Source organism: Cylindrospermopsis raciborskii Cr2010 (genome assembly GCF_003367075.2).
GTDB lineage: Bacteria > Cyanobacteriota > Cyanobacteriia > Cyanobacteriales > Nostocaceae > Raphidiopsis > Raphidiopsis raciborskii.
The window spans coordinates 507,405-520,458 of the sequence record NZ_CP065936.1; the positions used below are offsets into that span (position 1 = coordinate 507,405).

The window sequence follows — 13,054 nt, forward strand, 5'->3', positions numbered from 1 at the left end:
TCATCCTTTGACGGAAAACGTTTACCGTCAATCTTTTACGAACCGGGAACCGAACATGAAACGTGCCTAGATGAGAGCGTGCCTTGCGATCTCGCGTAGCGAGTGCTGCGCAATCGCCTGTATGGAGTGCTTAGCAAGGATAACTCTTACCCAGGTTATCGGAGTCAAACTGAATGTGGCGCAAATAATGAATTCCCTGACTCCCTTTTATATGCTCCTTTTTCTGTTACCCTATTAAGATATGGATTATTACTTACCAAAGATAAACTGATTAAACATGTTAATCACTTGGCAACCGGGACAGTCAATCGTTAATGATAGATTTACCATAGAAGAGGTTCTTGGTGTCGGAGGATTTGGCATTACCTATAAAGCTAAAGACCGTAAAGGTGAACTATATGCCATTAAGACCTTAAACCCCACCATACAAAATCGGGTCGATTTTAAAGAGCAACAAGTTAAATTTATCAACGAAGCATTAACAGTAAAGGGCTTTAGGCATCCCCACATAGTTAAAGTCTATGAAGTTATTCAGGAGGGGGAACTTTTTGCCGTATTAATGGAGTATATAAAAGGAATCCCTCTCTCTAAGTATATTGAAGAAAATGGGCAGTTAACTGAAGTATTAGCACTAAAATACATTGACCAAATTAGTCAAGCTCTAGAATGTGTACATAAAGATAACTACTTACATAGGGATATAAAGCCAGATAATATTTTATTGAGAAATAATTATAAAGATGCGGTGCTAATAGATTTTGGACTAGCAAGAATTATATCTACTCAAAGTATGACCAACTCATTAACACATGGTTATGCACCAATAGAACAGTATCAAAGAAAAGCTAATTTTGGACCACATACAGATGTGTATGCTTTAGGGGCAACTCTATATTACGTATTAACGGCTAACGGATTACGGTTAAAGGGGGAATCATCACCAGTCCCAGCAGTAAATCGCAAATATGATGAAGAGGAACTACCAGAACCTAAAAGTTACAATCCTAGTATTAGCAAGAAAGTGAATGATGCCATAATAGCTGCAATGGCTATAAATCCTGAGCAGAGAACGAAAAATATAGAAGAATTTAGAAAAGACTTGGGTTTGATAGAATCTAAATCATTACCAAAAGAGGAAGTTCTAACGGTAAAACAACCAGAACCACAGAAAAAAGAACCAATAAAGGCAGAAAAATCTGTTGAATCAGAGGTGATCCCTAGGAGGTACACAAAATTAGAAACCCTATTAAAAGCTCAAAACTTTAGAGAAGCAGATGAAGAAACAGCCAGAGTAATGTTAGCAGTAGCTAACAGACAAAGCGAGGGTTGGTTGAGAATAGAAGATGCAGAAAATTTTCCCTGTCAAGAATTGCGCACCATTGATAATTTGTGGTTAAAATATAGTCAGGGTAAATTTGGTATATCTGTCCAACAAGAAATATACAAAAACCTGGGGGGAACAAAATCTAGTAATGAACGTGAATTATGGAGATCCTTTGAATCCTTCGGAGACAGGGTGGGATGGAGAAAACAAGGTTCATGGCTCGATTACAAAGATTTAAACTTTTCATTATCCGCACCAACGGGTCACCTCTGGTCACCTATTCACCTTTATTCACCTTGGGGTGGGTAGTTTGGAGTTTTTGTTTGGAGTGGTTGGTGTATAGATTTGGTGGACACTTCCCTCCTGTCAAGACATGTAGAGTGTAACCCATAAAGGTTTGATAGTATTGTTAACTTTTGTAAATAACAAGAAATTAACGAAACCTTGCTAGTTCCAGGGTTTCGGATACCTGGTACTATTTATTTTTAGGATTAGGTGTATAACAATTTGCCTTGACAAATATTGTTGCTGCCTTTATTATTTCCTCATTAGTTATGTCTAACTCATCCCAAAAAAGCTTTAGCTGTCCTGGTGATGTTCCCTTCTTTTTTTGATTTGGTTTCATCCCCGCCAAAAGTTTACTCCCCCAGCGGTTTTTTTCCACCTTTTTCGGTTGAGGACGATATTTTTGACAAAATCCTTTATAAATGCTTGCACACTCATCTAAAGTTTTCCCTAATGCTAAAAAGGCTGGATGCCATGTTGTTACCCCATCACTACCTAACCTCTCATGTACTCCATAGTTACTAAAATCATAAAACATCCCCTGTTGTATTCCTGCTGCTTTAGGATTGCCGTGTATATATCTCAGCGTGTTTAATGCCCTTTTCTTATCTGACATGGCAAACCCCGTGCTGTGATACCTTTTTTCCCAAAAATGCCCTGTTCTATTCAGCATCTGATTAAAGCACAGTGCTGTATACCAATTTAACCAGTGCATAATTTTAGGCAGATCTGAGGGCTGTAATGGTTCTATTAAATAATGTATGTGATTACTCATTAGACATAACCCATACATTCTAAAATTATACTTGTCAATTGCTTTTTTTATTGCATAAATCAAGACCTGACGACATTCTAATTTAGTTAGTCTAAATTCCCGATTGTTACATCTGATTGTAATGTGATAGCAGTATCCTGCTTCTAATTTTCTTGGTTTTCGACTCATAAAAATTTAAGACTGGGTTATTCTCAATAGAGCTGTTGGGAAATAAAAGCATATTTCCGGATGACAGAACTTTCCCCATCCCGATTGAATTTATGCTGCATCTAAATAGAAGTTCCATAGCCCTGCACTGACCAACATCAATTGATCATCAAAATCGGTCACACGATTCCTATATACAGAATGTACACAGTTATATCTCTTAATTCCAGAGTGAGCGTGCTCACACACAACTCGCTGACGACTGAGTTCTCGATTCTCCTCCTTTTGCTGCTGTGTTAACTCCTTACCTTTCGGTTTCTTGTGTGGTAAATGGACATTGACAAATTCTTTCTCCAACCCATGAAAACCCAAATCTCCCTCTATTGCTACTTCATCAGGAATGTATTGCACTATCTCTGATTCATGGAGTAGCCGTTTGTCATGCACTTTACCTGCTCTGGTTTTCGTCAGAATAATCACTCGTTTCTCCCTTGTGCTGACTGTAATCTGCTTGCATGTATGCCGCTTTTTCTTGCCAGAGTAATACTCTTTTTGGCGTTCTCGGTTTTGAGGACGCTGGACTGGACGCTCCGTACCATCCACAATCACCTCCTTCACATCTGGAAACCGGCGTTGCATATTTGCGGGATGAATCAACTAAACGCGGGTATTACTTCATACTTTAAATAGTGAAGTAATAATTTAATTGAATACCTAAGCATATCTACAGATTTTGAATAGCATAGCGTTTTTCTATGTAGTCGCGCTAAGTAGTGACGTAAACGTGTATTTTCACCCTCTACCCTAGTCATATATGTTTTGCTCACAATATGATCCTCTGGCTGAATAAAACTCGGATAAACCCTCCACCCATCAGTAACATAAAAAAAGCATTGCCAGAGTTTAACGATGTCCCACAAAGGTTGAAATGCTTGTGAGCTGTGGTCTCCCACAACCCAAGCCAGGATATTTTTACGGAAGTGATTTACTGCTGTCCACAACCATATTTTGTTTTTTTTTGATCCCACAAAGGTCTCCAACTCATCAAGCTCACCTACCAAGGGTGTTTCCTCAACTGGTGGAGCATCTGGAAGTATGGAACCAATTTGTTTTAGCCAGTAAATAATAGTTGTATGATGAACGCCTTTATCGCGTTCAATTGCTCTAAATCCCATACCGTTAACATAAGAGCGCAGGCAACTTTGTTTAACTTCTTCTGAATAGCCTTTAGGTGGACTATAGACATCGATAAATTGACGACCACAATCAACACAAATGTGATTTTGTTTACCTCGACGTTTGCCATTCTTTCTGATTTTGGAAGACCCGCAGTTTGGACAATGCACAGTAGATTACCTCAATTCATACCTCTATTATGCAACGCCACAAATCTTTCTACTGCGGATTTAATTCCCCATTGACAGAATGAAGCTAGAATTACTTCTGTATCAGAGTGTCCACGAAAAGTATGACCTAGCCCAATCAGTTCCTGGCGCAGCTGGGAAAAGTTATAAATTTCACCATTGAATACCAGAATATAGCGACCATCAGATGATGCCATAGGTTGTTTCCCTAGGGGAGAAAGGTCCACTATGGATAGGCGGCGGTGTGCTAGGGCTATCCCTGCTCTTTTATCTGTCCATGTTCCCCCGTCATCAGGTCCTCGATGGTAGAGAGGCTTGGACATTTGCTGGGCAATCAACTCCAACTCTTGACTGTTAATTGATTTAGTCCAATAACCAGTAATTCTAATTGATTTAGTCCAATAACCAGTAATTCCACACATGGGGTTTTAATATCTTTTTAAAAGTTCTAATACTTTTGGTGCAGTTACTTGAATACAATACTCACGTTCAACCTTTTGCCGACCAGCTTGTCCCATCTTAAACCTCAGATCTGGATTAGATAACAATTTCTCCAGAGCATCTTCCCACTCTGAAAGAGTGGTTGCTAAAAAACCATTAACACCATGCTCGACAATCTGAGTATTCACACCAATAGGGGAGGCGACCACTGGCAATCCACAGGCCATATATTGAATTAACTTGTACCCACACTTGCCGCGACTGAATGAAGAATTATCAAGTGGCATGATGCCAATATCAAGCTTACTTATGAGACCGACTTCCGTTTCCTCACTCCATGGAACTGATTCCATGGGAATTTGCAGTTCACGAGTATTAATTCCAATAGCAAGGCATCGACTTTTATCTTGAACTGATAATTGGTTGAGTAGAGGAGATAGCATACGGAGATGCTTTGCTGTAGATCTTTGACCAATCCAACCGATACAGGGTAAGTGGTTTTTTCTTACGGAATTTACACAATGATATTTGTTCAGATCTATTACTGTAGGTACGACTGCAACATTCTCCGAACCTGCAGTGCGGGCAAATTGTGCCAAGTAAGAGTTGCCAGCAATAACGAGTGCAGAACTGCAAATCAAGTCCGGATGTTTATTAGCAAGCAGATATCTAACTAAAAAGTTAGGGTGTTGATCATAATTATGGAAAACAGCGTCATCATAATCAAGGACGTATGGTATGTTCTTCAAGAAGATATTCTTTTCAAACCAAGCAGGTAACCAGGGAAAACACTCTTTTTCAATCCATAGAAGATCATACTTAGGAAGTGTCGGAACCATCTTTAGTCGAGAGAAGTATCCTCTCAAAACGTTATATATATTCTTACTTCCACCTTGGAGACTGCTAACATATTGATCGGAGAATAAAGAAGATACAGTAACCTGTATACCATTTTTTTCTAACCATGGAATATACTGGTAGGATCTTAACCGTGATGAGGCTCCTAGTTTTCCATATCTGGTAAGTATCAGGAGGTGTTGCATAGTTACAGCAAAACTAGTTTACATAGGATGAGTAGCACTTTAAATATATGATTGTGTTTAGTATAGTTGTCTTTTGATTTGAAGTCGAATAAAAGTGTTGTAAATTAGCTTAACGCAGACAATAATTTGCAACTACATACATGAATCAGTCGCTAATTCGGTGTTGCATATTTGCGGGATGAACTGGCATCCGAAATCATTGAAAAATCGTTGAAAATTTGGGTAAATCATCCCATGATTCAGCAACGCCGCTAATTCTACTAATTAGATAGCGAACTTCATAGCAAGGAAATATGTAACACAGGTTTTCTTCATAAAACTCCTTCATATAGATACATGAGTTAAAAAAAGTACCCAGCAACAGTTTAAATCCATGTCTTATATAAAAAGGGGGCGCTGACTTAAAAATAAGATCGACTTTTTCAGTTTTAAATTTTAGGTTCATATTATAAGTAGGAACCTGTCGAAAAAAGGGTGACCCCGTGGACAAATAACAAAAAGTATAAAGTCCGAAAAATCTTTGATGGGTTGGATCTGAATAAAAATAAGGATTTGAAAAATGAGGTGCTACTAGCTCTATGCTGCCACCTGGTTTAACGATCCTTTCTAACTCTTTCATCAACAGAAACAGATCTGGAATATGTTCGATAAAATGATAGGAATAAACTTGGCTAACAGTACCGGTCTTAAAGCAAACTAAAACCTCGTAAATATCACCAACAATGTCAACACAAGGTGCATCTAAAATGTCAATTCCAATTGCTTCAGGATGTCTTTTTCGTGAGCCGCATCCTAGTTCAATTGTAACAGGATATTTGTTATCTAAACAGCCAATAACGTTGTTCTTATCGATCATTAACATTCTCCTTATATAGCAGTATGCGGTTGAATGAGATGCAAACTGATGTACTAAACAGACGAGATCACTGGAAAATTGGAATCTAGAACTCTCATGAACCATTTCTCTGGTTTGTTTTCGCTAATGCTTGTAAATGAGAAATTTTCCTATACCACTTAAGCAATCGAAGATTAAACAAAAACCACTGAAGATAAAAGTTATAACCATGTGCAACTAAAGCCTTAAACTGATCAGAAAAGCTAATGAGCTGACTTTTATTGCTTATACCTCCATCTGAAAATTCTCCAGCAATGAAATCTGGATATGAAAATTTTGCACCGCTTACTAATGCTCTAATCATAAACTCACCATCTGCATAAATAGGGTACATATTAGAATAATTACCAAGTTTTTTGTGAAGACTACATCTTATGGCAGTCCCTACTGAATGGGCGGCAATCAAGCTACTACCTCCATACAACCAAACTAAGTGCGATCCCTTGGGCTTTTTAAGCCTTTGCAAAATTTTTACGTTCGCAGCGATGATATCCGCATTATCCTCAAGAATAGCTTTTTTGAAGTTTGCTACAGCGTCAGCATAAAAGACATCGTCACACCCTGCGACTACATAATAACCTTCATTGCATAACTCTAAGCCAGTATTAATAGCGTGATATATACCAAAATCATTCCTGTTGAGAATTAATTTTTTAGCGATGCCTTGTATTTTTTCTGCCTTTTGAAGAGTGTTGTCATTCGATCCTCCATCAACTAATATCCAAACAAAGTCCTTATCTGTCTGTGACTCTAACGATTGAATTAACCTTTCTATACAATTTCCAGCATTAAAACTTGCTGAAATGATATATAATCTAGTTTTCATGTACTTTAGCCTACCAGTGGATTCGGTGGAAAATAGAAAATCATAAAGCAGTATGGGACTCCGTTTTTTCTCAGCATTGTGTTTAGAAGAGCGATCGCGAAGTACTCCCCATGGGATCTCGCCTTTTCATATTGTATACTTTTACTCAGATTAAAGAATGTTGCATCAAAGTTTACCTTGATGGTTATCTGTTTGCTGAATGCGATCGCCTATTTACAAGAGCAGTATAGGATTTCCTTGTTTCTCACCGTTATGTTCACAATGGTGATTGCGAAGCACTCCCCATGGGAGCTCGCCTTTTTATAGTGTATACTTTTACTCAGACTAAAGAATATTGCATCAAAGTTTACCTTGATGGTTATCTGTTTGCTGAATGCGATCGCTTATTTACAAAAGGAGTATGGGATTCTATTTTTTCTCAACGTTGTGTTTAGAAGGGCGATTGCGAAGCACTCCCCACGGGAGTTCGCCTTTTCATAGTGTATGTTTTCACTTAGCTTAAATAACATCGCCAAAGTTTAGTTGGATGATTATTTGTTTGGTAAATGCGATCGCTCATTTACAAAAGGAGTATGGGATTTCCTTTTTTCTCAACGTTATGTTTACAATGGCGATTGCGAAGCACTCCCCACGGGAGCTCGTCTTTTATAATGTATGCTTTATAATGTATGCTTTTACTTAACTTAAAGAACACTGAATCAAAGTTTAGTTAAATGATTCTATGTTTGCTAAATGCGATCGCCTGTTTAGAAAAGGAGTATGGGATTCCATTTTTTTTCACAGCTGTGTTTAGAAGAGCGATCGCTCTTGATTAAAAGACATTTGTCAGGGCAATCTTCCAGAGTGCTTATGCTACTTGAATATATTTCAAGGGGTTTTTAGGCTGGGGTAGAGGTTGGTTATTTTCTTGATAAAGCTGAAGATAACTGTCAATCACTTGCTGACCATGTTTGGCTGCTTCCTCATAAGTATTCCCGTGGGTGTGGATGTCTTGAAAAGGGAAGTCAGGAAGGTGAACTACATAGCAGTTATCCTCTTGAGACCAGAAAATAATCATACTATAATGTGAATTCATTGTAATTCTTCTAGTCTTGCGAGTCTTTGTTTAACTTGTTTCTCTAAATAGATTTTAGCATCGTCACCATCCTTACCTGCAATTGTTATCGGCATATCTGGCATTTTTTCGTGAATCCAGATTGTGTGACTACCTTTACCAGTCCGTTGGATAAACCCGGCTTTTAACAACATTGCCTTTAGTTCTCGAATTTTTTTAGGCATTCAAAGTTATTAAATAAATACATAAAAGGAGTATGGGATTTCCTTTTTTCTCAACGTTATGTTCAGAATAGTGAGCGCCCGTTTATAAAAACATCCTAATTTTTCTGGAGAACTTCACTGTAAACCTTACAATACTGATCAGCTATTAAATGATTAGCCCACCTCCCAACAGCGCGTTCTCTAGCAGCTAATCCAAGATCACTAAGTCGCGAATGGTCGCATAAAACCCACTCAATACCTAAGGCTAAATCATCAGCATTAAAAGCTTTAGCTAAATATCCCGTTTTAAGATGCTCTACTATATCAGGTAACCCACCAATGTTAAATGCAATTACGGGTGTGCCACAGGCGTGGGCCTCAAGACCGGTGTTGGGAAGGTTATCCTGACGCGAAGGAATGACCATTGCATCAGCAGCAGAGTAGAGAATTCGCAGACTAAGATCATCATGCAAATGACCAGTGTAGTGTATGGGAAACCCTAGGTCTATGGGTTCTCTAGGTTCCAATTGTCCAAACACGACTAATTCTAATCCAGCAAATTGCCCACGGAGGAGATTAAGAGCTGATCGCAACAGGTCAAATCCTTTTCGGGGATCGCGAGACCCACCTACCGCCCCGAATAACAGTAAGGGAACGTCTGTGGGTAGATCCAAAAGTTTTCGCGCCAGATTTCTGTCAAAGGGTTGCCATATCTCAGTATCAATAGCATAGGGTATTAATTTGACTGGCCAGTTGTGCATTAGGTGGCTTTTGGTTACACAATCTGCCAACCATTGGCTAGGAGTGACAATTTGTAGCGGCTTTTTCCAGTGCTTGAGTTTGCGATTCCATGTCCACCGGTTAAGGTCAAAGCCACTCTCATAGTCCGGTCGATTATCTTTCCAGTAGCCCTCGCGCCAGCGAAATTCTTCTGTGTAATGCTCCGCTCCACAAAATGCCCACATGTCATGGAGAGTCCATACTATTGGTTTATCTAGTTTACCTATATCGCTGATTGACAGCATTTCTCCGTTTAACCAATGTAAATGAAGTATGTCTCCATCCGAAGCATTGAGCCGTTTTACCCAGGTGGATGGGATGATCGCGGGAGAATGAAGAACTTTGTTCTCGGTTTGGAAGATTTGTTGAAATAAAACCTCTATCTGAGGGCGAATTTTAGCCAACCCCTTGCCCAATTTGGTTTTGTGTCCATTTACGGTCCAATCTCCCGACTGAGCTACATTTACTGCCATGGTGGAATTCACTCCGTGAAGACGCAGGGCTTTGTGAATTCGATAGGCCGCACGTGATGCACCTCCCAGAATGTCGGAGTGATTAATATGTATTATTTTCACAAATTATTCCCATGAGAAAATTCAAAAATTAAATATCTAGCTAGGCTTTTTCGCCTCGATATACATTGACTCTAAACCCTTTCTAGGAAGTCCGTCTACATCCACGTCTAAGGGCTGAAATGGAAATTCGTGGAACATACTTGTATTGAAGCTGCATCGACTAGTAGCGATAAAACCAACTGACTCCAGTGCTCGCTGTATTTGGCGGAAGTCCCACAACCAGTGATGGCGTTCCCCAACAGTTGCCAGACTAACATTTTGCGTGCGAAATGCCTTACAGCAATTTTCATGTAGTTAAACTACAAAATAAGATAAGCTATAATAAGGGTAATAAACTAAAATAGAGTAGAAGTACTGTCAAATTATATGCCAAAACCTTATTCAATAGATTTGCGTAATCGCGTGATTGTAGCATGGGTTGCTCAAGAGGGATCTCAACGCCAGTTGGCAGAAAGATTCAAGGTCAGCTTATCATTTGTGAGAAATTTAGTACGTCGTTATCGTGAAACTGGGCAAGTTGAGCCAAAGCAATGTGGAGGATATGAAAAGCCTGTAATTGCAGGCCAATATTTAAACATGATCAAGTCTTGGCTGGATGAGAAAAATGATTTACTACTTTCAGAATTGTGCGATCGCCTGAGAGAAACGACGGGCACTAGTGTTAGTATCACAACCATGCATCGAGCCTTAGAAAAGTTGGGTCTACGTCATAAAAAAAAGTCTAAATGCCAGTGAACAGGAGACTCCACGTGTTCAAGAATTAAGGCATGATTATCGTCGTTGGGTAGATACAGTTGATATTAGAAATTTAGTGTTTTTAGATGAATCGGGGATAAATTTAGGGATGTCAAGGTTGTTTGCCAGAAGCCAAGATGGACAAAGAGCAATTGGTAGCGTACCAGGAAACAAGGGCAAAAATATTTCTCTGATTGGGGCTTTAAATATGGATGGAATTCTGGCAGCAATGACTGTAGAGGGAAGCACAAATACAGAAGTATTTCTCACTTATGTAAATCAGGTTTTAGTACCTCAATTATGGAAAGGGGCTATTGTTGTTATGGATAATTTAAAGGTTCATTATGCCGAGCGCGTGAGATTGTCAATTGAATCAGTCGGTGCAAAAGTTAAGTTTTTACCCCCCTATTCTCCAGACTTATCTCCGATAGAATTGTGTTGGTCAAAATTAAAGCAATTTCTCCGTAGTCGGGAGGCACGAACATTAGAAGCCCTAAATGAGGCCATGACAAGTGCAGTAAATTATATTACAGCAGAGGATGCGCTTAATTGGTTCAATCATTGTGGTTTATTTACATGAAAACTGCTGTAATCAGTTTAGCTCGTAGGTTCCTAATATAGGTTTTGATGGTTTCTTCTTCTGGTGGATTTTCCCAAGCCCAAATTTGGTCAATTAAGATGCTACGAGTAGCAATACGTCCATTACAACGCAATAGAGCTTCCATGAGAGCAAATTCTTTAGGTGTCAAATGAATAGGTTTTTTCCCATATAAAACTTTGTACGTGCTAAAATCCAAGGACAAGTCACCCCAGGTGAGAGTGTTATTAGTTACAGGCTTCCCTCGGCGTAATAATGCCCGAACTTGGGCCATTAGTTCTTGCAAATTAAAGGGTTTGACCATGTAAGAGTCCGCTCCAGCATCTAAACCTGTGATTTTATCACTAATTGTATCGCGAGCAGTGAGCATGAGAATGGGTAAAGTACAACCATGGTCACGCAGTTTTTGGCATAGTCGAATCCCGTCTAGTTTAGGTAGGGTAATATCCATAATTATCAGGTCATAGTTTATTACTGATAAGTCCTGTAATCGCCTCCAAGCAGCTTCACCATCCCTGACACATTCTACTTCGTACCTTTCCATGGTTAGAGCTTCTGTCAGGGATTCTGTTAGGTAATAATCATCCTCTACAACAAGAATCCACATCACTATTTAACTGATGTTTTAATTTGACTTTTTTAAACTTTCTGCTATCAGCAGTTTTTTGTTTAGTATTTCTAGGGCAGCTTGATACTGCTTATCATCTGAACTGCCTACTTGTTCACGCCTAATCATTGATTGTTTAACCTCTACATCTGGCTTAATCCCTAATTTATTAATATCTCGATGGTTCGGTGTTTCATATTTAGCAATTGTCACTGCTAAACCAGAACCGTCAGTTAGTTGAAATAATGACTGAATTAGCCCTTTACCAAAAGTAGTTTCACCGACTAGCTCCGCTCTACCATTGTCTTGTAAAGCACCCGCTAAAATCTCGCTGGCACTAGCAGTGCCCTGGTTGACCAAAATCACTAGAGGATCCTGAGTTAAAGCTGGACCAAAGGCTTCAAAACTCCCTTGTATACCTTGACGGTTAACAGTATACACTACCATTCCCGAGTCTAACCATTGACGGGCTACCTCTATCCCCGCTTTTAATAGTCCTCCTGGATTATTGCGCAAATCCAAAATGTAGGCTGTCGACCCCTGCTCCTCCATGCTATTAATTGCATTCGCTAGTTCTAAAGCAGCATTAGCATTGAATTGTGAAAGACGAATATAACCAATGGGCATTCCTTCCGGTGAAAGACGTAAGTCAGCCAGTACAGGATTTAATTCAATGCGATCGCGCACTAAAACTACTTCTTGATTTGGTTGTCCCTCGCGACCAATCAGTAGGGTGACTACTGTGCCAATGGGTCCACGCATCCGCGCTGCTGCTTCATCCAGGGTGATATTTTCCGTGGATAATCCCTCAATTTGTAAAATCCGATCTCGTGGTTTTAAGCCTGCTCTTTCTGCAGGTGAACCCTGAATAGGTGTAATTACCTCTAATATACCAGTTTCAGAATTGAGAGCGATTTGTAAACCTATACCGGTCAACTCTCCGGAAGTGTTAACTTGTAAACTGCGATACTGGTCTGGGTCTAAAAATCTGGTGAAAGGATCATCTAGGCTTTTAAGCATATCTCGCACTACTTTGTATGCTGCTTGATCATTTCCCAGGGGTTGTTTAAAAGCTCGTTGTCTTACACTTTCCCAGTTTTGGTTATTAAAACTTGCATCTATATATGATCTATTAACAATTCGCCAAGCCTCAGCTACTACTTTTTGCTGTTGAGTTAAAGCAATAGCTGATGGAACAAAGTAGCTAAAACCCCAGATGAAAGCCACACCAAAAGCCAAAAGTAACGAAAATCCCCATCGTAAGAGCCATTTATTCATGGAGCTTTTTTCCTCTTATTCCTAACTAAACTAATTATTAACCTCCGGTAGGGAAGTTTTTAATGAAATTTCACTCTCAATTATGTTACTTTTCTTATGGGGGTGTCTTGTAATCAATTCTGAA

15 protein-coding genes are annotated in these 13,054 nt (G+C 39.3%); 3 read left to right on the forward strand and 12 right to left on the reverse strand.

The genetic code is table 11. From position 1 onward, the window contains the following. Positions 1-277: 277 nt before the first annotated feature. Positions 278-1,633, forward strand: a complete 1,356-nt coding sequence (locus tag C6N34_RS02325; protein WP_236107340.1) for a serine/threonine-protein kinase — start codon at positions 278-280, stop codon at positions 1,631-1,633. A 166-nt stretch (positions 1,634-1,799) separates the two neighbouring features. Here the strand turns inward: C6N34_RS02325 and C6N34_RS02330 are convergent, their stop codons facing one another. The 10 genes from C6N34_RS02330 to C6N34_RS02375 all read right to left on the reverse strand — a co-directional run bounded on the left by C6N34_RS02330 (position 1,800) and on the right by C6N34_RS02375 (position 9,712). Next, positions 1,800-2,552 carry a transposase gene (locus tag C6N34_RS02330; protein WP_096547088.1) on the reverse strand — a complete coding sequence of 251 codons (753 nt, stop codon included), beginning with the start codon at positions 2,550-2,552 and terminating at the stop codon, positions 1,800-1,802. Between the two features lie 90 nt (positions 2,553-2,642). Beyond that, positions 2,643-3,170, reverse strand: coding sequence for a transposase family protein (locus C6N34_RS02335; RefSeq protein WP_236107342.1), 528 nt, complete (start codon positions 3,168-3,170; stop codon positions 2,643-2,645). Positions 3,171-3,184: 14 nt separating this feature from the next. Continuing rightward, positions 3,185-3,877 (reverse strand): IS1 family transposase, encoded by a 693-nt coding sequence (locus C6N34_RS02340; protein ID WP_141302948.1) that lies wholly within the window; start codon positions 3,875-3,877, stop codon positions 3,185-3,187. Between the two features lie 11 nt (positions 3,878-3,888). Further along, the gene (locus C6N34_RS02345; RefSeq protein WP_181884022.1) at positions 3,889-4,317 is read right to left on the reverse strand and encodes an asparagine synthetase B family protein; all 429 of its coding nucleotides are present in this window, start codon (positions 4,315-4,317) and stop codon (positions 3,889-3,891) included. 6 nt (positions 4,318-4,323) lie between these two features. After that, a complete protein-coding gene (locus tag C6N34_RS02350; protein WP_220272383.1) occupies positions 4,324-5,175 on the reverse strand; it encodes a glycosyltransferase family 4 protein in 852 nt (283 codons plus the stop codon). A gap of 400 nt (positions 5,176-5,575) precedes the next feature. Then, positions 5,576-6,235, reverse strand: a complete 660-nt coding sequence (locus C6N34_RS02355) for a class I SAM-dependent methyltransferase (protein ID WP_236107344.1) — start codon at positions 6,233-6,235, stop codon at positions 5,576-5,578. A gap of 94 nt (positions 6,236-6,329) precedes the next feature. Continuing rightward, positions 6,330-7,100 (reverse strand): glycosyltransferase, encoded by a 771-nt coding sequence (locus C6N34_RS02360; RefSeq protein ID WP_115538421.1) that lies wholly within the window; start codon positions 7,098-7,100, stop codon positions 6,330-6,332. Positions 7,101-7,947: 847 nt separating this feature from the next. Then, a complete protein-coding gene (locus tag C6N34_RS02365; protein WP_115538422.1) occupies positions 7,948-8,175 on the reverse strand; it encodes a type II toxin-antitoxin system HicB family antitoxin in 228 nt (75 codons plus the stop codon). Beyond that, the gene (locus C6N34_RS02370; RefSeq protein ID WP_057177884.1) at positions 8,172-8,378 is read right to left on the reverse strand and encodes a type II toxin-antitoxin system HicA family toxin; all 207 of its coding nucleotides are present in this window, start codon (positions 8,376-8,378) and stop codon (positions 8,172-8,174) included. The genes C6N34_RS02365 and C6N34_RS02370 overlap by 4 nt, the downstream gene beginning before the upstream one ends. Positions 8,379-8,473: 95 nt before the next feature. Further along, positions 8,474-9,712 carry a glycosyltransferase family 4 protein gene (locus tag C6N34_RS02375; RefSeq protein ID WP_115538423.1) on the reverse strand — a complete coding sequence of 413 codons (1,239 nt, stop codon included), beginning with the start codon at positions 9,710-9,712 and terminating at the stop codon, positions 8,474-8,476. 366 nt (positions 9,713-10,078) lie between these two features. Between C6N34_RS02375 and C6N34_RS02380 the strand changes: the two genes are divergently transcribed. Together C6N34_RS02380 and C6N34_RS02385 are read left to right on the forward strand one after the other, a co-directional pair. Next, positions 10,079-10,447, forward strand: coding sequence for a helix-turn-helix domain-containing protein (locus tag C6N34_RS02380; RefSeq protein WP_102981708.1), 369 nt, complete (start codon positions 10,079-10,081; stop codon positions 10,445-10,447). Beyond that, the gene (locus tag C6N34_RS02385) at positions 10,422-11,027 is read left to right on the forward strand and encodes an IS630 family transposase (protein ID WP_083383444.1); all 606 of its coding nucleotides are present in this window, start codon (positions 10,422-10,424) and stop codon (positions 11,025-11,027) included. The genes C6N34_RS02380 and C6N34_RS02385 overlap by 26 nt, the downstream gene beginning before the upstream one ends. Here C6N34_RS02385 and C6N34_RS02390 read toward each other — a convergent pair. Continuing rightward, positions 11,020-11,652, reverse strand: coding sequence for a response regulator transcription factor (locus C6N34_RS02390; protein WP_115538425.1), 633 nt, complete (start codon positions 11,650-11,652; stop codon positions 11,020-11,022). The two genes, C6N34_RS02385 and C6N34_RS02390, sit on opposite strands and share 8 nt — an antisense overlap. 18 nt (positions 11,653-11,670) lie before the next feature. Then, on the reverse strand, positions 11,671-12,930 hold the full coding sequence (ctpA, locus tag C6N34_RS02395; protein ID WP_057178649.1) for a carboxyl-terminal processing protease CtpA: 1,260 nt from the start codon (positions 12,928-12,930) through the stop codon (positions 11,671-11,673). Between the last annotated feature and the right edge of the window lie 124 nt (positions 12,931-13,054).